The organism is Mycolicibacterium vulneris, assembly GCF_002104765.1.
GTDB classification, from domain to species: Bacteria; Actinomycetota; Actinomycetes; order Mycobacteriales; family Mycobacteriaceae; genus Mycobacterium; species Mycobacterium vulneris.
The window spans coordinates 69,718-92,563 of the sequence record NZ_NCXM01000026.1; the positions used below are offsets into that span (position 1 = coordinate 69,718).

Genomic DNA, 22,846 nt, shown 5'->3' on the forward strand with positions numbered 1-22,846 from the left:
GCGCGGTCATCGACCCCACTGCGTCCTCTACGACGAGCTGTCGTAGAATCGGAAAACCCGCACAACAAAGGTGGTTGGGCATGATCGCGCCGAGCGACGACGAGGCCGTAACCGAGCTCGCGTTGTCAGCTGCACGCGGAAACTCGCGAGCGCTCGAGTCGTTCATCAAGGCCACCCAGCAAGACGTGTGGCGGTTCGTCGCCTACCTGTCGGATACGGGCAACGCCGACGATCTAACCCAAGAGACCTTCCTGCGCGCCATCGGCGCCATCGAGCGGTTCTCCGCGCGCTCGAGCGCGCGGACCTGGCTGCTGTCGATCGCGCGCCGCGTCGTGGCCGACCACATCCGGCACCTGCAATCACGGCCCCGCGCCGCCTTGGGCGCCGATCCCGAACACGTAGCGCGTGGGGACCGGCACGCCCGCGGCTTCGAGGACCTGGTCGAGGTGACGACGATGATCGCCAACCTCAATGCCGAACAGCGCGAAGCGCTTTTGCTCACCCAGCTGCTCGGCCTGCCCTACGCGGACGCCGCCGCAGTCTGCGGCTGCCCGGTGGGCACAATCCGCTCGCGCGTCGCACGCGCCCGCGACGCGCTGCTGGCCGATGGCGAGCGCAGCCACCTAACCGGCTAGCGCGCCGACCCATTCGGCGGCCTCGGCCACCGTGCCGACGGTCAACGCCCCGGCGGGTAGCGACGGCCGCGCCACCATCACCACTGGAACGTCCAGCGCCGCCGCGGCATCCAGCTTCGCGCGGGTCATGTCCCCGCCGCTGTTCTTGGTGACCAGGGCGTCGATGCGGTGGTCGCGCAACAGCGCGAACTCGTCGTCGTAGCCGTATGGCCCCCGGGACAGCAGCACCCGGTGATGACGCGGCAGGGCGGACGCGTCGGGGTCGGTGACCGTGCGGATCAGAAACCACGCGTCGCTGCCGGCGAAGGCCCGCACGCCCGAACGCCCAGTGGTGAGAAACACCCGCGAATAGCCTTGCTGGGCAACGGTTTCAGCGGCGCCAGCGTCCGAGCCGACAACGATGGCGGTGCCCGGATCCCACGCCGGGCGGGCCAGGATCAGGTGAGGGATCCGCAAGTCCGTACACGCGTCGGCGGCGTGCGCCGTCATGGTCGCCGCGAACGGGTGGGTGGCGTCCACGACCGCGTCGATACGTTCGTCTTGCAGCCATCGTCGTAATCCGTCGACGCCACCGAAGCCGCCGATGCGCACCGGGCCGACCGGCAGTGCCGGATCCGGAACGCGCCCGGCCAGGGAGCTGACGATGTCGACGCGCGGGTGCAGGGCTTTCGCCAGGGCGCGGGCCTCGCCGGTGCCGCCGAGGAGCAGGACGCGCATCAATGCCTGCTCCCCCGGGCGCGCCCGGTCGAATACAGGTAGCTGTCGGTGAATCCGCCGGCGCTCAGCGCGTCGCCGACGACGATGACGGCGGTCTTGGTGATGTTGGCCCGGTGCATCTGCCCGGCGATGTCCGCGAGGGTGCCGCGCAGCACCACCTCTTGCGGCCAGCTCGCGAAAGCCACGACGGCTGCCGGTGTTTCGGGTTGATAGCCGCCTTCGAGAAGCTGCGGGACGATGGCGTCGATCTGGGCGGCGGCCAGATGCAGGACCAGGGTCCCGCCGGATTGGGCCAGGGCCTTCAGGTCTTCGCCGGGAGGCATCGCCGTCGACAGGGTCGCCACCCGGCTCAGCGTCACGGTCTGCGCCACCCCGGGAACGGTGAGCTCGCGCTTGAGCACGGCCGCCGCGGCGGCGAAAGCCGGTACGCCGGGCACGATTTCGTAGTCGATGCCGAGGGAGTCGAGCCGCCGACATTGCTCGGCCAGCGCGCTGTAGAGCGACGGATCACCCGAATGCAGCCGCGCCACGTCCAGGCCGGCGGCGTGCGCCTCGCTCAGCTCCGCGATGATCTGCTCCAACGTCAGCGGGCCGGTGTCAACCACTTTCGCGTCCGGCGGGCACAACGCCAGCAGGTCGTCGGGCATGATCGAGCCGGCGTACAGGCACACCCGGCAGGTTTGCAGGAGCCGCTGGCCTCGCACCGTGATGAGGTCGGCCGCTCCCGGGCCCGCGCCGATGAAATACACCGTCACTTGGTCACCGTCCACTGGGTGACGGGATACTGCGGGCGCCAGCCGGTGAAGGCGCCCAGCGGCTCGCCGTGATAATGCTGGAAGCGTCGCAGCAAACCACCCAGGCGCTGATGCGCTTGGGTCAGAACGGCTTCGGACTCGGTGGTGACCACGTTGGCGACGAGTCGCCCGCCGGCGGGCAGATTGGCCCAGCAGGTGTCGAACAGGCCGGGTTGGGTCAGTCCGCCGCCGATGAAGATCGCCGACGGCGGCTCGGCGCCGTCGAACGCGCCGGGGGCCTCGCCACGCACATCGATGCTGACCCCGAAGGCCGCGGCATTGACTTCCAGGTTGCGCCGGCGTTCTTCATCACTTTCGAATACCACTGCGCTGCAACCTCTTCCGCTCAGGCACCACTCCACACTGATGCTGCCGGAGCCCGCGCCGACGTCCCACAATCGCTCCCCCGGGCGGGGCGCCAGGGCGGCCAGCGTCACCGCGCGGATGCCGTGTTTGGTGATCTGCCCGTCGTGGGTGAAGGCGTCGTCGGGCAGCGGTGAAACGCGTACGTCGGGCAGGTACCGCACGGCAATGACGTTGAGGTCGTCCAGGTCTCGATCGTCGGCCCAGTCGCGGGCGGTGCCGTCGCGGCGGTGCTCGTCCGGGGCGCCGAGTCGTTCGAGGACGGTGAACTCCGAATCGCCGCGGCCGTGCGCGGTGAGCAGCGCGGCCAGCCTCGTTGGTGTGGAGTTGCCTTGCGTCAGCACGATCGCCTGACCGCCGCGCCGCACCGCGGTGTGCGGAGGCGCGGTGACCAGGCTGATCACCTCGGTGTCGTGGACGTTCCAGCCCATCCGCGCGCACGCCAGCGTCACCGACGACACGTGCGGCAGAACCCTGACGTTGTCGCGGCCGTGCAGGCGGATCAGGGTGCCCCCGATGCCGTGCAGCAGCGGATCGCCGCTGGCCACCACGTGCACGTCACCGGTGTATTCGTCGAGCAATGTTTGCAGCGCGGGCAACATCGGCGACGGCCACTGCCGCCGGGGTGCGCGCACCGTGTCGTCGAGCAGGTCGAGCTGCCGCTTGGAGCCGTAAATGATTGCAGCCCTGCGTAGTTCCGCGCGCGACGCCTCGCCGAGTCCGGCCATGCCGTCGGCGCCGATACCGACCACGATGATCATGGGCGCCGCTCCTCATCGCGTCGCTCTGCATCGTCAGCGGCGCGGATCATCGTGGCATCCTGCGCCAGACGAACTGCGGCAGCAGCCGCATCACCGTCGCCGCGGGGCCCAGCGCCCACGGGATCCATACGGTGCGGCGGCCCTTCGCGAGCGCACGCGCGGTCGCGGCGGCCACCTGCACGGGCGTGCTGGGCAGCGGTGCCGGCGACATGCCTTCCGTCATACGGCCGACGACGAATCCCGGCCGGGCGATCAGCAGCCGGACCCCGGTGCCGTGCAGCGCGTCGGCCAAACCGCTGGCGAAGCCGTCCAGGCCGGCCTTGGCCGAGCCGTAGACGTAGTTGGCGCGACGCACGCGCGCGCCGGCGATCGAGGAGAACACCACCAGGCGGCCCGTGTCGGCTTTGCGCATGGCCGTGGCCAGGTGGGTGAGCAGGCTGACCTGGGCGAGGTAGTCGGTGTGGACAACGGCGACCGCGTGCGCGGCGTCGGTTTCGGCGCGGGCCTGGTCGCCCAGGATGCCGAAGGCCAGCACCGCGGTGCCGATGGGACCGTGGTCGGCGACGATCGAGGCGACCAGCGGGCCGTGCGAGGCCAGGTCGTCGGCGTCGAATTCCCTGGTGTGCACCGCCGCGGCGCCCGCGGCTTTGAGAGCGTTGACCTGCTCAGCTAGCTGATCGGCCTTGCGGGCGGCCAGCACGACCGTCGCGCCGGGCGCGAGGAGTCGCGCCAGCTCGATCCCGATCTCGCTGCGGCCGCCCAGGATTAGTACTGGACCCGCGCCCGTGTCGTCCACGGCTGCGATTATCACCTGCGCTAGCGTGAGCGGTGATGGCGAATACCACTACCCGGCTCACCGACGACGCGTTGGCGTTTCTGTCGGAACGCCATCTGGCCATGCTGACCACGCTGCGAGCCGACAATTCACCGCACGTGGTGGCGGTCGGTTTCACCTTCGACCCCAAGACGCACATCGCGCGGGTCATCACCACGGGGGGTTCGCAGAAGGCCGTCAACGCCGATCGCGGCGGGCTGGCTGTGCTCAGCCAGGTCGACGGCGCGCGGTGGCTGTCGCTGGAGGGCCGGTCCAAGGTCAACAACGACGTCGACGCGGTGCGGGATGCCGAGCTGCGATACGCCCAGCGCTATCGCACGCCGCGACCCAACCCGCGACGCGTGGTCATCGAGGTTCAGATCGAGCGGGTGCTGGGGTCGTCGGATCTTCTGGACCGGGGCGAGTAGTTAAGCCGGGTTAGCTCGCTCGATCACTCGCGAACAGACAACGGGCTCGCTCACACGCCTTCACGATTCGAACGCCGCTTTTGCGTCCCTAGCTCTGTTTCTTGCGAGGGTCATACTCAGTACCCGACGTGTCATCCCAGAACTTCGGTGACACGTCCGTCACTCGGTCTTCCGGAGCCACGGCGTCAACTTTCGCCTGGAACTCATCAAACATTTTCCGCGCGACCGCCAACTCTTCTTCTGTCGGCACAGTTACGCCGGCCTCTTCCGGCGTCGAGAAAATCTTTCCGGCGATCTCCCTACTCACTATGGGTTCTCCTAACTCGTGGCACTACCAAGCGTCACTTCTGATCTAGCGTTCGATCATCTCAATAATCGTTTTACCTGTTAGCGGATCTATTGTCTTACCCGCAACATAGAAGCGCGTACCGGGAGGGAACAATATCTCGCACTCGCCGGGGAACAATGACACGGATGAGATGTCCCGCCCTGTATTGGAAAAGATCCTAAACTCTACGTTTCCGCTAAACGCCGTGGATCGCGCAACGGCCGGATTCGTTGAAGTACTTAAGAATGCCTTCTCTGTGATAACTTCACCCGGTTGATATTGTGAGAGCACTTCAGTCGGAAGGTCTGTACCGCGAACGACGGGGCCACGATACGGTGGAAGCTTTTGTAGCGCACTTTTAATGGCTTCGATACGAGCAAGTTGAGACGCCTCCACGGCATTGCCCCTTAACGCGTCGTTTAGATCTCGATATCCGAGCCCAGTGTAATCGTCCATTGCCGAGAGGTCATCCGGCGTGAAGTCGTCTGCAGGGCTTGGATAGTCGTGGTCGGCAAGTTGATCATGTCCTGGTCCTTTATCACCGGGATTGGCAGGCACGTCGTCGTCGGGCGGCACTTTCGATTGGGGCGGACCGCCTTCTTGGGGCTTTGGGGAGCCATTGAGCTGTGGCTTCGGCCAGCCGCCAGGATGGCCGCCGTCACCTGGCAGATGCGGGTTGCCAGTGGGCGCCGGCACTTCGGTCGGGCGACCGCTCAGCGGCGGCGCGTGGGGCCCCGGTTTGGCCGACGCACCAGGTTGCAACGAGCGCGGAGCGGCGGGTGCCGACTCGACGGATAGTCCGCTATGCGGTGTTGTGGCACGATCAGGCACGTATTCGGCCGCATTGGGAATCGCGGACGGCGCTCTTTCTCCTGCCGTGGCGGCTAAGGGCGTAAGAGGTGCACCGGCGGGCACTCCGGGTGGCTCATTTGGACGGTTGCTCGGCACCTGCCCTGGCTCTCGCGCTTCGCTTTCTGGCGTGGGCTCATGCGGACTGCCCGGCGACATTGGCTCATGCGGAACCTGCGCCGGTACCGATGCTGGTTCGTGCGGGCCCCCTGCCGGCACCGACACCGGCTCACGCGGAACCTCTGCAGGCACTGACGCCGGCCCATGCGGGGCAGCGGCCGGGCCGCCCGCCGGCGTCGGCGCCGGATCATGCGTGCCGCCAGGAACTGTCGGTGCTGACGGCGGCGCGGGCGCCGGTTCGTGCGGACCGCCCGCCGCGCCAGGTTTTGGAGCATCAGGAGGCCCCGGCGCCGTCGTCGGCGCGTGGGGCGCGCCAGGAGCGCCATCGGCCGGACGGGGCGCCGGTTCAACCGGTGCGTCCGGCAACTTTCCTGGCGGCAAGCTCACGGGGCTGCCACTCGGCGGCGCATCGCCTTTCGGCAGGTCTCCAACGAGATTTTCAAGGCTTTTGGTTAAATCGCTGCCGGTTTTGGCGATGCCTGGCAACGCACCACCGGCGCCTTCCGCCTCGGCGGCCGCTCCTTTAACACCCTGGAGTGCCTCTTCGCCCTCCGCGAGTTCCCCCGTCGCCTCGGCGCCCCCTGCCGCCTCCGCCGCTTTCACGCCCGACTTCGCTGCGCCACCGCCGCCGGCCATGGTTGCAAGATCGAAGCCGATTTCACCGAGTGCTACCGCGGGCCGGTCTGAGGTCAAATCATCCCAGTGGGTAAGGCCTTTTGCGAGGCCGAGGTCGGTTTTCGCCGCGCCGACTGGGTCGAGCAGCGCATACGCCGGAATGGACTGAACCGCAGTCTTATCCAGTGCGGCCCAACTGGCTGCGGCGCCGGTGGGATCGAAGACGAATTGACTCGGATCAAGTTGGTCTTCGAGTTCCACCACTCCGACCGCGCTCTTGAAGACGCCTTCTCCGAAATCGGCCACAAGATCGAAGGAGCTCGCTGCAACACTCCCGACGTCCTCGCCGAAGAATTCGATCAACTGGCCTTCCATCAAGTTCTTCCCCTGAACCACCAGGCGATCAATGATCTGCATTCCGGTTTTCAGGACTTGTTCGCGTGAATGAGCTTCACGCTTCATGTTGTGCAGCACACCGTTGATGTCTTTGGCGATCTTTTCGAGCTCATCGAGCGCATCGCCTTCGAAGATCAATATGGCGTCGTGGACCAGATCGGTCAGGGACCCCAACCGATTTAATAGATCCCGAATCGTGTTTTGGGCGTCGTCCACCTCGTCCGCGAACTTGTCCAAGGTATCGGCCAGCTTGTCGCATTGCGCACCCAACTTGCCGATGGTGGCGGCGAGCAACGCCAGATCGTGCTGGACCAACTCGCCTTCCGGTACCTGCTGCCCGGCGATCACCGACTTCGGGCCGTTGAGCGCGGCCTGCACCCCGCTAAGCGACCCGCCGAGGCCGCGCCAACAACCCGCGGCCGCGTGCATTCCCACCGCATTGCCATTCGGCCACACATCATCCAGCAGCGATTCCACCACTCCCCACAGCAATGGTCGGGCGACGCCCGCACCCATGACGCCCGGCGCATTGGGAGGTGCGACTTTCGCGGGTGGCGCCGGTGATGGCAGTACATGCCCGCCGCCACCTACTTTCGAGGCTGCCTCTGCCCGTGAGTAGTTCGACGCGCAAAGCTGAATCTTGGCCCCGAGTTTCCGACACGCATTGATCCCGGCAGCTACCCCGGTCAACAATGACCGAGCCGCGTCCTGATAGTTCAGCGCGAATACCATTCCAGCCGAATCCTGGCCGCTGTTGATCCCGAATCCAGCCGACAGTGGGCCCAGGGCTGTGGCAATGCCGTCGCCAATGACGCTCACACCGGTGCCGGCGACAAACATCGCCTCCGGATCGACAGCCAAGGGAGCCACGCGCGGAATTTTCGCTCAGGTCCGCCCGTCGCCGCTATTCACCCAATGATCGCTCCGCCAAGCTAGCCACGATCACCTAGCACGACAACTCATTCGTCAACAGTCGCCGTCAGCGTGATCTGGTGTCGCCCGGGTGACACCGTGATGGTCGGCCCGGCCGGTTCCCCATCGAGCTGCACATCAACCGCCGCAGGCAAGCCACCGAGCGTGATCCGGGCGCCGACATCGGTGGACACCGTAATGGTCGACTTCGGCAACGCGGCCAGCCCGGCGCGCGCGATGTCAACCCTCAGACCGGCAACCCCCTTGAGGCCCAACGTCAGATACGGCAGCGGGCCGACGGGACGTCCGACCTGCCAGTCCAGCTCGCTGTACAGCCCGGGCGTCGGCTCAAAACCTGGAATGACGCCGCGATGGTGCCGAATGGTGTGCGCGGGATCCGGCCGCGCGTATGAGCGCGCGTCAACTTCGGCGACGGCCCCGCGCCGCGCGGTCACCTGGGGATCGGCGGCAAGCTCCGACAACCACCACACCTGGTGCGGCCCGATACCCAGATCGGCGCGCACCAGCTGCGGATACCAGGCGAATGTGATGTGTCCCGGATCCGCTTGGCGCACAGCGGTTCCCATGTGAGAGATCGGATCCTCGAACTTGTCCTGGAACACCCAGGCGATGTGATCCTCGAGCGGGTAAACGCTGAACCGGTGCCGGTAGCCCAGCCGGTCCAGCTCCAGGACCTGCTCGGCGGCCGAGGCGAAGGGCACCAGTTCGTCGAGCAGCCCATGCGCGATGACGTACGGCAGCCATCGGGCGTTCCCCAGCAGCTTCCAGGTGTCACCCTCACGGGCACAGGGTGTGTCCAGATCGAGGTCGGCGGGGATGTCGGCGTCAGGCAGCAACCGCACACCGCACGTCGGGGGCCCCGCCAGCACCACCGCCTGCGAGAACACCTGCGGGTAGCTCAGCCCCAGCTTGTAGGTCGCATACCCGCCCATCGAATAGCCGGAGATCACAGTGCGATTGGGATCGGTGCCCAGCTGTTCGGCAACCCGCGCCCATACTTCCCAGACATCGAGTTCGCCGGTGTCGAAGTACCAGGTGGACGGCCCCCGGGCCAACGGCGTGACCACCACCGAGTCGCGGCCCTCGCACACTTCGTGCAGCAGCCGCGGGTCGATCGCGGCGAACTGGCTCTGCCCGAGGGAAAGCGAGTGCAGCAGCAAGGTCAGCGGCAGCGCGCGGCCCGGCGCGTAGCTCGACGGCAGGCAGATCGAGTACGGCTGGACCCGACCGAGGAATTGCGGCTTGGTGCTCAAGATGTCGTTGGCGGCCCAACCTTGTTCCAGGCCCTGGCCGAGTTCGACCGACGACACGTACCACCGGGTCGACGGACCGGTGATCACCGGCTCGGGAGCGGTTTCGCGGGCCGCCAGCCGGGCCCACGGCACCGTCAGCGCGAACTCGGAGACGTCGCCATGTGTCAGGGCGGTGGCCTGAGCGGCATCCGACCAGAAGTTCAGGTGCGGCGGCTCCTGCTCATTGGTGCGGAATGCCACGTTGTAGACGTTGGGTTGCCCGGGCAGCGCGCCGTGCAGGGCGGACACGTCGGCGAACCCGTCCCCCGCCGCGTTGGCCAAACCCGCGACCAGGCGGACCGTCCAGCTCCCCGTGGGCTCCGCCAGCGGCCGCGGGACCTGCACCACGAACGACCGCGACTGCGTGTCGACGCTGTGTTCGACCGGCGTCCTGACCTGAGTGGCCAGGTCGATCAGCGCGGCGCCGCTTCCCGAGACCAGCAGGGCCATATCGATGCCCTTCGAGCGCACGCCGGCTCCGGCGGGCCAGTCCTCGGCCGCGGTTCGGGCGGGGTCGGTGTCGAAGGTGAACAGTGCGACGGGAATTGAGGCGTTCAGCAGGGTGTTCCAGTCGATCCGCCACCAGGTGTGGGTCTCGGTGAGCCCGATGGCGACGCGGAAGATATCGGCACCGTTGCCGGCCGCGGGCCCGTCGGGATAGACGTAGGTTCCGCGTGGCGGCGCCTGAATCTTCAGGTCGCCAATCGGGATACCGGTCGCGCCATGGTCGTCGTAGAGGAAGTCGGTCCAGAACAGGGCACCGCCGGCCACTCGTCCGGCGCCGCACGTGCGCGGGAACTCCTCACCGAACGGCCATCCCGCGGGCGTGGGAAGCTTCGGCTCGGGGCGCCGCGCGGCCGGCGGCACACCCTCGGGCATCCCGTCGACCACGATGAGCTCAGCCGGCGGCGCGGGCGCCGGTGCCGATGGCGGTGCGGCGTGGTGCAAGACCGCATCGGCGACGTGACGGGCAATGCGAATCGGCAGCAGCGGGAGATCCAGAAGTGACACCACGCCCAACCTACGCGGGCCTGGTGTCGCGTCGGTCAGGCCACCGGGACCACGATCAGTTCGTGTGGCCGATTGTTGACGGCCAGGGCGCCATCGGGCGTGACGACGACGATGTCCTCGATGCGCGCACCCCATCGGCCCGGGAAGTAGATGCCCGGCTCGATGGAAAAGGCCATGCCCTCGGCCAGGGGCAGATCGTTTCCGGCGACGATGTAGGGCTCTTCGTGTACCGACAGGCCGATGCCGTGCCCGGTCCGGTGCACGAAATACTCGGCGAGCCCTGCGGCGGCCAACACGTCGCGGGCGGCGGCGTCGACCTGCTCGGCCTTAACGCCCGGGCGCACCGCGTCATGCGCCGCGCGCTGGGCGCGTTGCAGCACCGAATATTGTTCGGCCACTTCCGGATTCGGCTCACCGATGCTGTACGTGCGCGTCGAGTCGGAGTTGTAGCCCGGTTCATAGGAGCCACCGATATCGACGACGACGATGTCGCCGGCCTGTAGTTCGCGATCCGAATACCCGTGGTGCGGGTCGGCACCGTGCGGCCCGGAGCCGACGATGATGAACGCCACCTCCGAATGCCCTTCGGCCACAATGGCATCCGCGATGTCGGCGGCCACGTCGGCCTCGGTCCGGCCCGGGACCAGAAACTCCGGCACCCGGGCGTGCACCCGATCGATGGCCGCCCCGGCTTTGCGAAGCGCGTCGACCTCGCATTCCTCCTTGACCATTCGCAGCGTGCGCAACACATCGGTGGCCAGGACCGGCAGCACGCCGAGCACTCCGGCCAGCGGTAGCAGGTGCAACGCCGGCATGGCATCGGTGACGGCGGTTGCGGCGGGGGCACCGCCCAACGCGGCGCCCACCAGATCGTAGGGATTGTCGCCGTCGACCCAATCCCGCACCGCCAGGCCGAGTTCGGCGATGGCAGACTCCTTGAGCGAGGCCAGCTCCAGCCGCGGCACCACCACCGTCGGGTCACCGGATGCCGGCAACACCAGCGCGGTGAACCGTTCCAGGGTCTGCGCGCGCGACCCGACGAGGTAGCGCAGGTCGTAGCCCGGTGTGATCACCAGCCCGGTCAGGCCTGCGTCGGCGGCCGCCGCGGCGGCCGCGGCCAGGCGGCGCTCATACACTGCTGCGTCGAAGCGGTGAGACTCCATGGCAGCCAGGCTAATGCTCGATCGCACGTCGCCTCGCAGCGGCGTGAGACCATAACCGGCATGCCAGCACCCCGATCACCGCTCGTGCTGCTCGATGGCGCCAGCATGTGGTTCCGCTCCTACTTCGGGGTGCCGTCCTCGATCACCGCACCCGACGGCCGGCCCGTCAACGCCGTCCGGGGATTCATCGACTCGGTGGCCGTGGTGATCACCCAGCAGCGGCCCCGCCGGCTGGCCGTCTGCCTGGACCTCGATTGGCGTCCCCAGTTCCGGGTGGATCTCATTCCGACCTATAAGGCGCACCGGGTGGCCGAGGAAGAGCCACAGAACGAGCCGGACATCGAGGAAGTCCCGGACGACTTGACGCCCCAAATCGACATGATCGCCGAACTCCTTGATGCATTCGGGATCCCGACCGCCGGGGCGGAGGGCTTCGAGGCCGACGACGTGCTCGGCACCCTGGCGGCGCAGGAACGCAAGGATCCGGTGGTGGTGGTCAGCGGTGACCGTGACCTGCTGCAGGTGGTGTCGGACGATCCAGTCCCGGTCCGGGTGCTCTACCTCGGCCGCGGGCTGAGCAAGGCCACGCTGTTCGGGCCCGACGAGGTGGCCGAACACTATGGCGTGCCGGTGGACAGGGCCGGCCCCGCCTACGCCGAGCTCGCCCTGCTGCGCGGCGATCCGTCCGACGGCCTGCCCGGGGTCCCGGGCGTCGGCGAGAAGACCGCGGCCACCCTGCTGGCGCAGCACGGCTCGCTGGAGCAGATCCTGGCCGCCGCCCACGACCCGAAGTCGAAGATGTCCAAGGGTGTACGTGCGAAGCTGCTGGGCGCGCTGGATTACATCGAGGCGGCCGGCAAGGTGGTGCGGGTGGCCACCGACGCGCCCGTCACCTTCTCGACGCCCGACGACGAACTACCGCTGGTCGCCGCCGATCCGCAACGCACCGCCGAACTCGCGACGGAGCTAGGTGTCGGCTCGTCGATCGCCCGCCTGCAGAAGGCCCTGGACGCGCTGCCAAACTGACGTGGCCGACGGCTACTGCGGCCGGCCGACCTCGTAGGTGCCCTTGTTGTCCTGGAAGGTCACCGTCACGCGCTTGGGTGCGCCGTCGATGCTGACGTCACAGTCGAACGTGGCGCCCTTCTTGACGGTGGGGTTCTGGCCGTGGTTGCACTTGACGTTCTGGACGTTCTTCGCGCCGTAGCCGTTGGTTTCGTCGCTGAGGACCTGCTGAACCCCGGCCTGCGCCTTATTGACGTCCAGCTTGGTGGTGACGAAGAACCCGGGCTGCCAGAAGCCGAGCACCAGCACGACCGCGACAAGCAGAAAGGCGATCGCGCCGCCCACGCCGGCGATCAGTCCGACCGGTCGCTTCTTTCCGGGCTGCTGCTCATAGCCGGGGTACTGCTGCGGGTACTGCCCTGGCTGGCCGTACTGACCGGGCTGCGGGTACTGCCCTGGCTGGCCGTATTGCCCCGGCTGCGGGTACTGGCCGGGCTGGCCGTACGGGCCCGGCTGGCCGTACTGGCCGGGCTGGCCATACTGACCCGGCTGACCGTACTGCCCGGGCTGCGCATACCCCGGCTGCTGCTGGGGGTACTGCTGCGGGTACGCCTGTTCGGCCGGCTGCTGGTATTGCGGGTAGTCGGCGGGCGGCGTGTAGGCCGGGGCCTGCCACGACGTCTCCTGGTTCGACTGCTCGTTCCAGGTCGGTGCAGCCTGAGTCGGGTCTGACGAGTGATCGCTACCTTGACCCTGACCAGGCGGTTGCCACTGCTGGTCCGATCCCTGCGGTCCGCTCATCTTTCTCCCTCAGCCCTTGTGTCTTGGCATGAACTGTGTCTTGGCGTGAACTATTCGGCGCTTAACGGTAGCTCCGGCCAAGCCTACCCGGCGTCAACTGCGACGACGCCGCGCCGAATGTCATCGATGGCCCGCTTGGCGGTGGCCCGTAACTCCACGTCCGGAGCCGCGTTGCGGACCTGGTCCAGTAGGTCGAGCGCCTGACGACACCACCGCACGAAATCCCCCGCGAGTAGGGGTGATCCGGTGCCGGCCGGGTCCGCGGCCGCCAGCGCCGCGGCCAGATCTCCGGTCCTGGCCCAGCGGTAGATGACGTTGACGAAGCCGTCGTCGGGTTCGCGGCTCGGGGCGATGCGGTGCGTTTGCTCATCGGCGCGCAGCGCCATCGACAGCCGCGACGTCTGCTGCAGCGCCTGCCGCACTTGCTGGGTGGGCGCGTCGGCCGCGAAGCCCGCCCCGGGCCCCTCCCCACCCCGGGTTTCGTAAAGCACGGTCGAGACCACCGCCGCCAGTTCTGCCGGCTTCAATCCCGACCACGCGCCGGTGCGCAGGCATTCGGCCACCAGCAGGTCGCTTTCGCTGTAGATGCGTGCCAGCAGCCGGCCGTCGTCGGTGACGCGAGGGTCGCCGTCGCGCCCTTCGATGAAGCCGCGCTCGGTGAGCAACCCGACGATCCGGTCGAAGGTCCGGGCCAGCGAATTGGTGGCCGCCGCAACCTTTTTCTCCAATTGCGCGTTGTCGCGTTCGATCCGCAGATAGCGCTCGGCCTGCCGCACCTGTGCCTCCAGGCCGGGCGTGTTGTGCGACGGGTGCCGGCGCAATTGTTCACGCAACGACGCCAACTCCGGGTCGTGGAATTCGCCGTCGGAGTCCCCGCGGCCGCCGCGGCGCCGGGCCGGGATGGTCAATCCGGCGGCGGCCGATCGCAGCGCCGACGCCAGATCGCGCCGGACCCGGGGCTGACGGTGTTCGACCCGCTTGGGCAGTGACATCGAGCCGACCGGTGCGGACGCGTCCGAGTAATCAGCCGTCGAAATCCTTCCCGCCCAACGACTTTCGGTGAGCACCAGCGGTCGCGGATCGGAGCTGTCGCGGGCGGATTCCAGCACCACGGCCAGACCGCCGCGCCGGCCATGGGTGATGTTGATGATGTCGCCGCGGCGCAGTGCGGCCAGCGCGTCGCTCGCGGCCTGCCGTCGCTGCAACCGGGACGCGCGCGACTGCGCGCGCTCCATCTCGGTGATGCGTGCACGCATCCGTGCGTATTCGAGGATCGGCGCCTTGGGCCCGCCCAGCTCCCCGGCGATCTCGTCGAGCATCGCGGTGCCGCGCTCGATGCCGCGGACCAGCCCGACCACGGAGCGGTCGGCCTGATACTGCGCGAATGACTGCTCCAGCAACCGATGCGCCTGCTCGGGACCCATCTGCTGGACCAGGTTGATCGTCATGTTGTACGACGGGGCGAACGAGCTGCGCAGCGGGAAGGTGCGGGTGGAGGCCAGCCCGGCCACCGCCGACGGCTCGGTGGTCTCCTCGGTGGGATTCCACAGCACCACCGCGTGGCCCTCGACGTCGATGCCGCGCCGCCCGGCGCGGCCGGTGAGCTGCGTGTACTCCCCCGGTGTCAGCGCCACGTGCTGCTCGCCGTTGAACTTCACCAGGCGCTCGAGCACCACCGTGCGGGCGGGCATGTTGATCCCGAGCGCCAACGTCTCGGTGGCGAACACGGCCCTGACCAGCCCGGCGGTGAACAGCTCCTCGACCGTGTGGCGGAAGACGGGCAGCATCCCGGCATGGTGGGCGGCCAGACCGCGCAGCAGCCCCTCGCGCCACTCGTAGTAGCCGAGCACACCCAGGTCGGCGTCAGCCAGATCACCGCACCGGTGCTCGATCACCTCGGCGATCTGTGCGCGCTCCTCCTGGGTGGTCAGCTGCAGGGGCGAGCGCAGGCACTGCTGGACGGCGGCGTCGCAACCGGCACGGGAGAACACGAACGTGATCGCCGGCAGCAGCCCCTCGGAGTCCAGGCTGGCGATCACGTCCGGCCGCGACGGCGTCCGGTAGAAGCGGGGACGCGACGGCCGCCCGGTGCCGCGGCGCCGGGGTTGCCAGTCGGTCATGCGGTCCGCCTCGCGGCGGTGCGAAATATGGCGCAGCAGTTCGGGATTGACGCGCAGCTGGCGATCCGCGGCCGGTTTTTCGTTGTCGTAATCGAACAGATCCAGCAGACGCTTGCCCACCAACACGTGTTGCCACAGCGGCACCGGCCGGTGCTCGTCGACCACGACGGTCGTGTCGCCGCGCACGGTCTGGATCCAGCCGCCGAATTCCTCGGCGTTGCTGACCGTCGCCGAGAGGCTGACCACCCGCACCTCGTCGGGCAGGTGCAGGATCACCTCCTCCCACACCGGACCCCGCATCCGGTCGGCGAGGAAATGCACCTCGTCCATCACTACATACGAAAGCCCATGTAGCGCAGGCGAATCCGCGTAGAGCATGTTGCGCAGCACTTCGGTGGTCATCACTACCACGGGCGCATCGGCGTTCACCGACATGTCGCCGGTGAGCAGGCCGATGCGGTCACGGCCGTAGCGCGCGGTCAGGTCGGTGTGCTTCTGGTTGCTCAGCGCCTTCAGCGGCGTGGTGTAGAAACACTTGCCGCCGGATGCCAGCGCCAGGTGCACGGCGAATTCGCCGACCACCGTCTTGCCGGCACCGGTGGGCGCACACACCAGCACACCGTGGCCTCGCTCGAGCGCCGCGCACGCCCGCCGCTGAAAGCCGTCGAGCGCGAAGGGTAATTCGGCGGTGAACCGGGTGAGCTCCACCAGCTCCGCCAGGTCGGGGGGCGGCGACGGATCAGGTGACATCGTCGTGTTGCCCGGCGGTGAACGACGGCTCCGGTATCGCGGTGGGCGGTTCGATGACCGAGGCTTCGTCGTGGGGAATCACGGCCTGGGCTTCACGTTTGGCCTTCCGTCTGTCGTGCAGCCGGGAGATCTGGATGGCCAACTCCAAGAGGACGGACAGCGCCAACCCGAGCGCGGTCATCGAAAACGGGTCGGATCCGGGGGTGAAGATCGCCGCGAACGCGAACATCGCGAAGATCAGGCCGCGGCGCCACGCCTTGAGCTTCTCGTAGGGCAGCACGCCGATGGTGTTGAGCATGACGATCAGCAGCGGGAATTCGAAGCTGACGCCGAAGACCACCAGCAGGTTGATCAGGAAGCCGAAATACCGGTCGCCGGACAGCGCGGTCACCTGGACGTCGCTGCCGACGGTCAGCAGGAAGCCCAGCGCCTTGGCCAGTACGAAGTAGGCCAGCACCGCGCCGACGACGAACAGGACCACGGCGGGGATGACGAACGCGACCGCGAAGCGGCGTTCCTTCTGGTACAGGCCGGGCGTGATGAACGCCCACAGCTGGTAGAACCACACCGGGCAGGCCAGCACCACCCCGGCCGTCAGCCCCACCTTGAGGCGCAGCATGAACTGGTCGAACGGCGCGGTGGCCAGCAGCCGGCACTGGCCGCCGGGGGTGATCTCCGCGCGCGCCGACTGCGGCAGCGAACAGTAGGGATGCCGGAGCCACTCGCCGAGGCTTTCCAGCCCGAAGATCGGATGCGAGTACCAGACGAACCCAAAGATGGTGGTCACCAGGATGGCGGCCAGCGAGATCAACAGCCGGGTGCGCAGCTCGGTCAGATGGTCGACCAGCGACATGGTCGCATCCGGGTTGGTTCGGCTCCGCCGGTTACGAGGGTTGAGGCGCCTCAGCAGGCCGGAAGTGCGCGCTGAAACCTTGAAGACTCTCACGATGCTCGGTCAGTGGCGCTCGGGCAGCGCGACGATGATGGCGGCTACGCCGGACGTGCTTCGCTGTGCCCCTGCTCGCTGGGCGCCGGCGCGTCGACCCGCTGCGACTGCACGGGAGTGGGGTTCGCCGCGGGGGCCTCGCCCTGGGTCCCCAGGGCCGACGTCTCCGCTTTGTTCTCCGTCTGCATTTCGCGGAGCTCGGACTTGAAGATCCGCATCGACTTACCCAACGAACGCGCCGCATCGGGGAGCTTCTTGGCACCGAACAGCAAGATCACCACGACCGCGAGGATCGCCCAGTGCCACGGACTAAGACTGCCCACTTTGATTACCTCCAGACGTTCACCCGATGCTACCGCAGTAGTGGCATGTGGCGGCGGGCCCGCGCCGCGCCGCGGTGGACCATGTCGCCTGGGCTTTTATGAGCTCAGCGCTTCGTAGGACGTCACGGCGGCCGCGGCGGCGTCCCGCACCCGCTGCGCCAGGGACTCGGGCTGCAGCACCTGCACGTCGGCCCCGAAGCCCAGCACCAGCCGCGTCATCCAATCCTCGGAGGCGTACGTCATCACCGCCTCGCACGATCCGTTCGGCAATTCGCGCACGTCGCGCATGGGGTAGTACTCGAACATCCAGGACGCCGCGGGCGCCACCCGCAGCGTGGCCGACGGCAGCGACGGGTCGCCGTCGAAGAGCGAGGTGTCCGGTGGGGCATGCAGCGCCGGCTCGGGCGGCGCGGCGGGCTCGTCGAGCTCGCTGGCGTCCACGATCCGGTCAAAACGGAACAACCGAACGCCTTCGGCCTCGCGCGACCAGCCCTCCAGATAGCTCTGGCCGCCGATCAGCAGCACCCGGATGGGGTCGACGACCCGGCTGGTCAGGGTGTCGTGCGAGGCGGAGTAGTAGTCGATGGTCAGCGCGTGCCTGGACTGGACGGCCGCGCGCACCGCGGCGGTGGCGCGGTTCTCCACCGGCGCGGGCTCGTCGACGGCGGACGCCGCATGGGTGGCGTCGTGCCCGACGGCTCCTGCGGCATCCTCGATCTTGGCGATGGCGCTGCGCGCGGCTTCGGGGTCGACGACGCCGGGAATGTCGGCCAGCGCACGCAACGCCACCAGCAGTCCGGTGGCCTCCGGCGAGGTGAGCTTCAGCGGGCGGTCGATGCCCGCGGAGAACGTCACCTCGATGGTGTCCCCGGAGAATTCGAAATCGATGAGGTCACCGGGGAAATAGCCGGGCAGACCGCACATCCACAGCTGGTTGAGGTCTTCTTCCAGCTGCTTGGCCGATACGCCGAGGTCGGCGGCGGCTTTGGCCCGGGTGACCCGGGGATTGGCCTGGAAATACGGCACCATGTTGAGCAGCCGGATCAGGCGGGTGGAGATGGGTGTCATGCGGACACTCCCCCGCGGCCGGGTGGTTGCCCCGCACCGACGGCGTCGACCCCCGCGTGCGCGCGCAGCCGGGCCAGCACGTCGTCGCGCAGCGACTGCGGTTCGAGCACCAGGGCGTCGGCTCCGTAGCCGGCGATGTCACGGGCCAGTTGGTCGGCGGACCTGATGTCGAGCTCGATCACCTCGCCCCCGCGACCGCCGATTTGGCGCGCGTCGACCGGCCTGCCTGCGCGCCGCAGCGCGGTGGCCCGCCCGTCGGCCACCCATACCCGGGCCTGTCCGATCGTCGGCGACGACACGTCGGTGACGGTCTGGGCCACGATCTTGCGCAGGTCAACGTCTCTCGGCACGGTGACGGTGCCCGGCGGGCCGATCGGCGTGATCTCCGGGCCGATCCGGGAGAGCCGGAAGGTGCGGGTCGCGTCGCGGTCGCGGTCGTGGCCCACCAGATACCAACGGCCCTTCTCGGTGACCACGCCCCACGGCTCGACGGTGCGGATGGCGTACGGCTCGGCCCGGGACGGCCGGTGCGGAAACTGGACGGCCTGGCGAGAATCGATGGCGGACAACAGGATTCCGAGGACTTCCTCCGACCCCCGCAAGCCCGGCACCCCGGCCGGCGACGCGATGGCGACCGGCGCGTCCGGATCGACGTCGACGCCGGCCGCGCGCAGTTTGAGCAGCGCGCCCTGGGTCGCGGTGATGAGTTCGGGCGACTCCCACAGCTGGGTCGCCACCGCCACCGCGGCCGCCTCGTCGGAGGTCAGGTCGACCGGCGCGAGCGAGTAGGCGTCGCGGTTGATCCGGTAACCCTCGGTGGGGTCCCAGGCCGACGCCCGGCCGACCTCGAGCGGGATGCCGAGGTCGCGCAACTCGTTCTTGTCCCGCTCGAACATCCGCGAGAACGCCTCGGCGCTGACGCTGTCCGAGTAACCCGCCACGCTCGACCTGATCTTCTCCGCCGAGATGTAGCCGCGGGTGGACAGCAGGGCGATGACCAGATTGACCAGCCGCTCGACTTTTGACGTCGCCATTGGCTCCAGATTATTCGATGAACCTCGTCCGGCGCTTCCGCGGCCGTCCGCGTCGGGCTATTCCCTGCGGCCAGTTCTGTGCCCGCGGGGCTGATGTGACAGGTGCCGAGCCGATTGCGGCTACATGCTCGCGATCAGGCGCTTGACCCGCTCGTCGACCGCCCGGAAGGGGTCCTTGCACAGCACGGTGCGCTGGGCCTGGTCGTTGAGCTTGAGGTGCACCCAGTCGACGGTGAAGTCCCGGCCGGCGGCCTGGGCCGCGCTGATGAACTCGCCGCGCAGCCGCGCCCGGGTGGTCTGCGGCGGGTTGTCGACGGCCTCGGCAATCTCCTCGTCGGTGGTGACGCGCGCGGCCAGCCCCTTGCGCTGCAGCAGATCGAAGACGCCGCGTCCGCGCTTGATGTCGTGGTAGGCCAGGTCCAGCTGGGCGATCTTCGGGTCGGACAGCTCCATGTTGTAGCGGTCCTGGTAGCGCTGGAAGAGCTTGCGCTTGATCACCCAGTCGATCTCGGTGTCGACCTTGGCGAAGTCCTGGCTCTCGACCGCGTCGAGCTGGCGGCCCCACAGGTCGACGATCTGCTCGATCTGCGCGTTGGACTCCCGGGTCTGCAGGTGCTCGACGGCCCGGCTGTAGTACTCGCGCTGGATGTCCAGCGCGCTCGCCTGCCGCCCGCCAGCCAACCGCACGGGACGACGGCCGGTGACGTCGTGGCTGACCTCGCGGATGGCGCGGATGGGGTTGTCCAGCGAGAAGTCCCGGAACGGGACGCCGGCTTCGATCATCTCCAGCACCAGCGCGGCCGTGCCCACCTTGAGCATGGTGGTGGTCTCGCACATGTTCGAGTCGCCGACGATAACGTGCAGGCGCCGGTACTTCTCGGCGTCGGCGTGCGGCTCGTCGCGGGTGTTGATGATCGGCCGGCTGCGAGTGGTGGCCGAGGAGACGCCCTCCCAAATGTGCTCGGCGCGTTGGGAAAGGCAGAACGTCGCAGCCTTGGGGGTCTGCAGCACCTTGCCGGCGCCGCAGATCAGCTGGCGGGTGACCAGGAACGGCAGCAGCACGTCGGAGATCCGGGAGAACTCGCCGGCCCGCACGATCAAGTAGTTCTCGTGGCACCCGTACGAGTTGCCCGCCGAATCGGTGTTGTTCTTGAACAGGTAGATGTCACCGCCGATGCCCTCGTCGGCGAGCCGCTGCTCGGCGTCGACCAGCAGGTCCTCCAGCACCCATTCCCCGGCGCGGTCGTGGGTGACCAGCTGTACCAGGCTGTCGCACTCGGCGGTGGCGTACTCGGGGTGGCTACCCACGTCGAGATACAGGCGGGCGCCGTTACGCAGGAAGACGTTGGAGCTGCGGCCCCAGGACACGACGCGACGGAACAGGTAGCGGGCGACCTCATCAGGGCTGAGCCGGCGGTGGCCATGGAACGTGCACGTCACGCCGAACTCGGTCTCGATGCCCATGATTCGTCGCTGCACGTAATCGAGGGTACTTGCTGTCCGACCGGGACGGTGAGCAAGCCGCGCGTATCAGTTCGACAGAAGTTTTTCGTCGACGCGTGGGTGGCTCCGCGGGGGGCGGTGAACCACCCGTCCGCCGGCACCGGCGGCCCGGCCACGCGTTGGCTCACCCGCACCTCAGGCACCACCAGACCCATCAGCACCGACCAATATGGGCAGCGCTTGGGGCCTATTCGGAGGAGTCGCCGTCAGACTCGGACGGTTCGCCGTCGCCTCCGGAGCCGTTGGAATCCAGCTCGCGCAGCAAATCCTCCAGGGTGGCGCGATTGATCCGCCGAAACGCCCGTCGCGGCCGGTTGACGTCCAAGATGGCGACTTCCAGACTGCCCACGTCGAGGGTGGACTGGTCGCCGTTGGTGGCCTCGCTGCCGGCCCGCAGCGCTTTCACGGCGATGTGGGTGGCCTCGCGCAGATCGGCGTTCTCCGCGTACGACTCCTTGAGCGCCGTGGTGATCGGTTCGGTGGTCCCGCCCATCACCACGAAATGGGGCTCGTCGGCGATCGATCCGTCATAGGTAATCCGGTACAGCTCAGGCGGTTTGGTCTCGCCGTAGTGCGCGACCTCGGCGACGCACAACTCCACCTCGTAGGGCTTGGCCTGCTCGGTGAAGATGGTACCCAGCGTCTGCGCGTAGACGTTGGCCAGCTGGCGGCCCGTGACGTCGCGACGGTCGTAGGCGTAGCCGCGGGTGTCGGCGAATTGAATTCCGCCGCGGCGCAAGTTGTCGAATTCGTTGAACTTGCCGGCCGCCGCGAAGCCGACGCGATCGTAGAGTTCGCTGATCTTCTGCAACGACCGTGACGGGTTCTCCGCGACGAAGAGCACACCACCGGCGTAGACCAGGGCGACCACGCTCTTGCCCCGGGCGATGCCTTTGCGCGCGAGTTCGCTGCGCTCGCGCATCGCCTGCTCAGGCGAGATGAAATACGGGAAGCTCACTTCTCACCACCATCGGGGCCGAAAGTGTCGGCGCGCGAACGGCTTTGGATCACTTCGCGGGCGAATTCGGCGATGCGTGCCGTCGGCACTTCCAGCGCACCCTCGGCACCGATGGTGACCGCGGTGGGATAGATCCCGCGCACCAGGTCCGGTCCGCCGGTGGCGGAATCGTCATCGGCCGCGTCGTAGAGCGCCTCGATCGCGACCCGCACCGCGGAATCGGCGTCGGTGACCTGTGAGTACAACTTCTTCATCGACGACTTGGCGAAAATCGAGCCCGAGCCCACCGACTGGTAGCCCTCCTCTTCCAGGTTCCAGCCGCCGGCGGCGTCGAAAGACACGATGCGGCCAGCGCGTTCGGGATCGGCAGTATCGATGTCGTAGCCCACCAGCAACGGCAACGCGATCAGACCCTGCATCGCGGCCGCCAGGTTACCGCGCACCATGATCGCCAGCCGGTTGACCTTGCCGGCGAACGTGAGCGGCACGCCTTCGAGCTTTTCGTAGTGCTCGAGTTCCACCGCATAAAGGCGGGCGAACTCGACGGCGATGGCGGCGGTGCCGGCGATGCCGGTGGCGGTGTAGTCGTCGGTGATGTACACCTTCTTGACGTCACGCCCGGCGATCATGTTGCCCTGCGTCGAACGCCGGTCACCGGCGAGCACGACGCCGCCGGGATATTTCAGCGCGACGATGGTGGTGCCGTGCGGCAGCTGCCCCGTGGCGGCATCCGATCGCGTGCCGGACAGGCTCGCCGGCAGCAATTCCGGCGCCTGGCGTCGCAGCAGCTCCGCAAATGACGAGAGATTTACAGCGGGGTCCGTGGAGAATGCGGAGCCGGGGAGTGCGGAATTGGCGGACAGGCGATTAGAGGAAGGCCAGGTCACTGTCCGCCCTTTTGGACATACGCGCGAACGAAGTCCTCAGCGTTCTCCTCGAGCACGTCGTCGATCTCGTCGAGCAGATCGTCGGTGTCCTCGGCTAGCTTTTCTCGGCGCTCTTGGCCCGCGGCGGTGCTGCTGGCGACATCGTCTTCGTCGTCGCCACCACCGCCACGCTTGGTCTGCTCCTGAGCCATCGCCGCCTCCTGCGTTGTGTGGGCCCGTTGAATGGCTAATG

Annotated in this window: 21 protein-coding genes; 3 read left to right on the forward strand and 18 right to left on the reverse strand. The window is 67.9% G+C overall.

The window, feature by feature from the left end:
- Window positions 1–80 precede the first annotated feature (80 nt).
- Complete coding sequence (gene sigC / locus B8W69_RS31550) at window positions 81–635, forward strand: RNA polymerase sigma factor SigC (protein WP_245843336.1); 555 nt, start codon at window positions 81–83, stop codon at window positions 633–635.
- Here sigC and B8W69_RS22100 read toward each other — a convergent pair.
- Genes B8W69_RS22100 through B8W69_RS22115 form a run of 4 tightly spaced genes read right to left on the reverse strand, consistent with a single transcriptional unit; the run spans window position 624 to window position 4,066 of the window.
- Window positions 624–1,352 (reverse strand): cobalt-precorrin-6A reductase, encoded by a 729-nt coding sequence (locus B8W69_RS22100; RefSeq protein ID WP_085291902.1) that lies wholly within the window; start codon window positions 1,350–1,352, stop codon window positions 624–626. The genes sigC and B8W69_RS22100 overlap by 12 nt on opposite strands.
- Window positions 1,352–2,107, reverse strand: a complete 756-nt coding sequence (cobM, locus tag B8W69_RS22105; protein ID WP_085291926.1) for a precorrin-4 C(11)-methyltransferase — start codon at window positions 2,105–2,107, stop codon at window positions 1,352–1,354. Before cobM ends, B8W69_RS22100 begins: the two co-directional genes overlap by 1 nt.
- The gene (gene cbiE / locus B8W69_RS22110) at window positions 2,104–3,270 is read right to left on the reverse strand and encodes a precorrin-6y C5,15-methyltransferase (decarboxylating) subunit CbiE (RefSeq protein ID WP_085291903.1); all 1,167 of its coding nucleotides are present in this window, start codon (window positions 3,268–3,270) and stop codon (window positions 2,104–2,106) included. The genes cobM and cbiE overlap by 4 nt, the downstream gene beginning before the upstream one ends.
- Before the next feature lie 46 nt (window positions 3,271–3,316).
- Window positions 3,317–4,066, reverse strand: a complete 750-nt coding sequence (locus B8W69_RS22115; protein ID WP_085291904.1) for an SDR family NAD(P)-dependent oxidoreductase — start codon at window positions 4,064–4,066, stop codon at window positions 3,317–3,319.
- A gap of 35 nt (window positions 4,067–4,101) precedes the next feature.
- Here B8W69_RS22115 and B8W69_RS22120 point away from each other — a divergent pair, with 35 nt between their 5' ends.
- Window positions 4,102–4,512 carry a F420-dependent biliverdin reductase gene (locus tag B8W69_RS22120; protein WP_064954310.1) on the forward strand — a complete coding sequence of 137 codons (411 nt, stop codon included), beginning with the start codon at window positions 4,102–4,104 and terminating at the stop codon, window positions 4,510–4,512.
- A gap of 88 nt (window positions 4,513–4,600) precedes the next feature.
- Here B8W69_RS22120 and B8W69_RS22125 read toward each other — a convergent pair whose 3' ends face one another.
- The 4 genes from B8W69_RS22125 to B8W69_RS22140 form a co-directional block, all read right to left on the reverse strand.
- Complete coding sequence (locus tag B8W69_RS22125; protein ID WP_085291905.1) at window positions 4,601–4,819, reverse strand: hypothetical protein; 219 nt, start codon at window positions 4,817–4,819, stop codon at window positions 4,601–4,603.
- Window positions 4,820–4,864: 45 nt separating this feature from the next.
- Entirely contained in the window at window positions 4,865–7,690 is a 2,826-nt protein-coding gene (locus B8W69_RS31555; RefSeq protein WP_245843333.1) for an ADP-ribosyltransferase, read from the reverse strand.
- A gap of 89 nt (window positions 7,691–7,779) precedes the next feature.
- Window positions 7,780–10,056 (reverse strand): prolyl oligopeptidase family serine peptidase, encoded by a 2,277-nt coding sequence (locus B8W69_RS22135; RefSeq protein WP_085291928.1) that lies wholly within the window; start codon window positions 10,054–10,056, stop codon window positions 7,780–7,782.
- Between the two features lie 35 nt (window positions 10,057–10,091).
- Window positions 10,092–11,219 carry a M24 family metallopeptidase gene (locus B8W69_RS22140; protein WP_085291906.1) on the reverse strand — a complete coding sequence of 376 codons (1,128 nt, stop codon included), beginning with the start codon at window positions 11,217–11,219 and terminating at the stop codon, window positions 10,092–10,094.
- 60 nt (window positions 11,220–11,279) lie between these two features.
- On the opposite strand from B8W69_RS22140, the gene B8W69_RS22145 reads away from it, so the two are divergent.
- Window positions 11,280–12,245 (forward strand): 5'-3' exonuclease, encoded by a 966-nt coding sequence (locus B8W69_RS22145; protein ID WP_085291907.1) that lies wholly within the window; start codon window positions 11,280–11,282, stop codon window positions 12,243–12,245.
- 12 nt (window positions 12,246–12,257) lie between these two features.
- Here the strand turns inward: B8W69_RS22145 and B8W69_RS22150 are convergent, their stop codons facing one another.
- The 10 genes from B8W69_RS22150 to B8W69_RS22195 all read right to left on the reverse strand — a co-directional run bounded on the left by B8W69_RS22150 (window position 12,258) and on the right by B8W69_RS22195 (window position 22,805).
- Complete coding sequence (locus B8W69_RS22150; RefSeq protein WP_085291908.1) at window positions 12,258–13,025, reverse strand: DUF4333 domain-containing protein; 768 nt, start codon at window positions 13,023–13,025, stop codon at window positions 12,258–12,260.
- 83 nt (window positions 13,026–13,108) lie between these two features.
- Window positions 13,109–15,865 (reverse strand): DEAD/DEAH box helicase, encoded by a 2,757-nt coding sequence (locus tag B8W69_RS22155; RefSeq protein WP_085291929.1) that lies wholly within the window; start codon window positions 15,863–15,865, stop codon window positions 13,109–13,111.
- Window positions 15,866–15,884: 19 nt separating this feature from the next.
- The gene (tatC, locus tag B8W69_RS22160) at window positions 15,885–16,841 is read right to left on the reverse strand and encodes a twin-arginine translocase subunit TatC (RefSeq protein WP_110882019.1); all 957 of its coding nucleotides are present in this window, start codon (window positions 16,839–16,841) and stop codon (window positions 15,885–15,887) included.
- 44 nt (window positions 16,842–16,885) lie between these two features.
- Window positions 16,886–17,164 (reverse strand): Sec-independent protein translocase subunit TatA, encoded by a 279-nt coding sequence (gene tatA / locus B8W69_RS22165; RefSeq protein WP_085291910.1) that lies wholly within the window; start codon window positions 17,162–17,164, stop codon window positions 16,886–16,888.
- Between the two features lie 96 nt (window positions 17,165–17,260).
- Entirely contained in the window at window positions 17,261–18,232 is a 972-nt protein-coding gene (locus B8W69_RS22170) for a helix-turn-helix transcriptional regulator (RefSeq protein ID WP_085291911.1), read from the reverse strand.
- The gene (locus B8W69_RS22175; protein ID WP_085291912.1) at window positions 18,229–19,266 is read right to left on the reverse strand and encodes a helix-turn-helix transcriptional regulator; all 1,038 of its coding nucleotides are present in this window, start codon (window positions 19,264–19,266) and stop codon (window positions 18,229–18,231) included. The genes B8W69_RS22170 and B8W69_RS22175 overlap by 4 nt, the downstream gene beginning before the upstream one ends.
- Before the next feature lie 120 nt (window positions 19,267–19,386).
- On the reverse strand, window positions 19,387–20,745 hold the full coding sequence (gene pafA / locus B8W69_RS22180) for a Pup--protein ligase (RefSeq protein WP_110882020.1): 1,359 nt from the start codon (window positions 20,743–20,745) through the stop codon (window positions 19,387–19,389).
- Between the two features lie 211 nt (window positions 20,746–20,956).
- Window positions 20,957–21,727 carry a proteasome subunit alpha gene (prcA, locus tag B8W69_RS22185; protein ID WP_085291914.1) on the reverse strand — a complete coding sequence of 257 codons (771 nt, stop codon included), beginning with the start codon at window positions 21,725–21,727 and terminating at the stop codon, window positions 20,957–20,959.
- Window positions 21,724–22,614: a proteasome subunit beta gene (gene prcB / locus B8W69_RS22190; RefSeq protein WP_085291915.1), complete on the reverse strand. Its 891-nt coding sequence runs from the start codon at window positions 22,612–22,614 to the stop codon at window positions 21,724–21,726. Before prcB ends, prcA begins: the two co-directional genes overlap by 4 nt.
- On the reverse strand, window positions 22,611–22,805 hold the full coding sequence (locus tag B8W69_RS22195; protein WP_007770846.1) for a ubiquitin-like protein Pup: 195 nt from the start codon (window positions 22,803–22,805) through the stop codon (window positions 22,611–22,613). The genes prcB and B8W69_RS22195 overlap by 4 nt, the downstream gene beginning before the upstream one ends.
- Window positions 22,806–22,846 lie beyond the last annotated feature (41 nt).

Coding starts and splice junctions, on each gene's coding strand:
- B8W69_RS22140 (WP_085291906.1), bottom strand. CDS start 11,219: ATGGAGTCTCACCGCTTCGACGCAGCAGTGTATGAGCGCCGCCTGGCC.
- cbiE (WP_085291903.1), bottom strand. CDS start 3,270: ATGATCATCGTGGTCGGTATCGGCGCCGACGGCATGGCCGGACTCGGC.
- B8W69_RS22120 (WP_064954310.1), top strand. CDS start 4,102: ATGGCGAATACCACTACCCGGCTCACCGACGACGCGTTGGCGTTTCTG.
- B8W69_RS22150 (WP_085291908.1), bottom strand. CDS start 13,025: ATGAGCGGACCGCAGGGATCGGACCAGCAGTGGCAACCGCCTGGTCAG.
- sigC (WP_245843336.1), top strand. CDS start 81: ATGATCGCGCCGAGCGACGACGAGGCCGTAACCGAGCTCGCGTTGTCA.
- B8W69_RS22145 (WP_085291907.1), top strand. CDS start 11,280: ATGCCAGCACCCCGATCACCGCTCGTGCTGCTCGATGGCGCCAGCATG.
- B8W69_RS22175 (WP_085291912.1), bottom strand. CDS start 19,266: ATGGCGACGTCAAAAGTCGAGCGGCTGGTCAATCTGGTCATCGCCCTG.
- B8W69_RS22195 (WP_007770846.1), bottom strand. CDS start 22,805: ATGGCTCAGGAGCAGACCAAGCGTGGCGGTGGTGGCGACGACGAAGAC.
- B8W69_RS22170 (WP_085291911.1), bottom strand. CDS start 18,232: ATGACACCCATCTCCACCCGCCTGATCCGGCTGCTCAACATGGTGCCG.
- B8W69_RS22100 (WP_085291902.1), bottom strand. CDS start 1,352: ATGCGCGTCCTGCTCCTCGGCGGCACCGGCGAGGCCCGCGCCCTGGCG.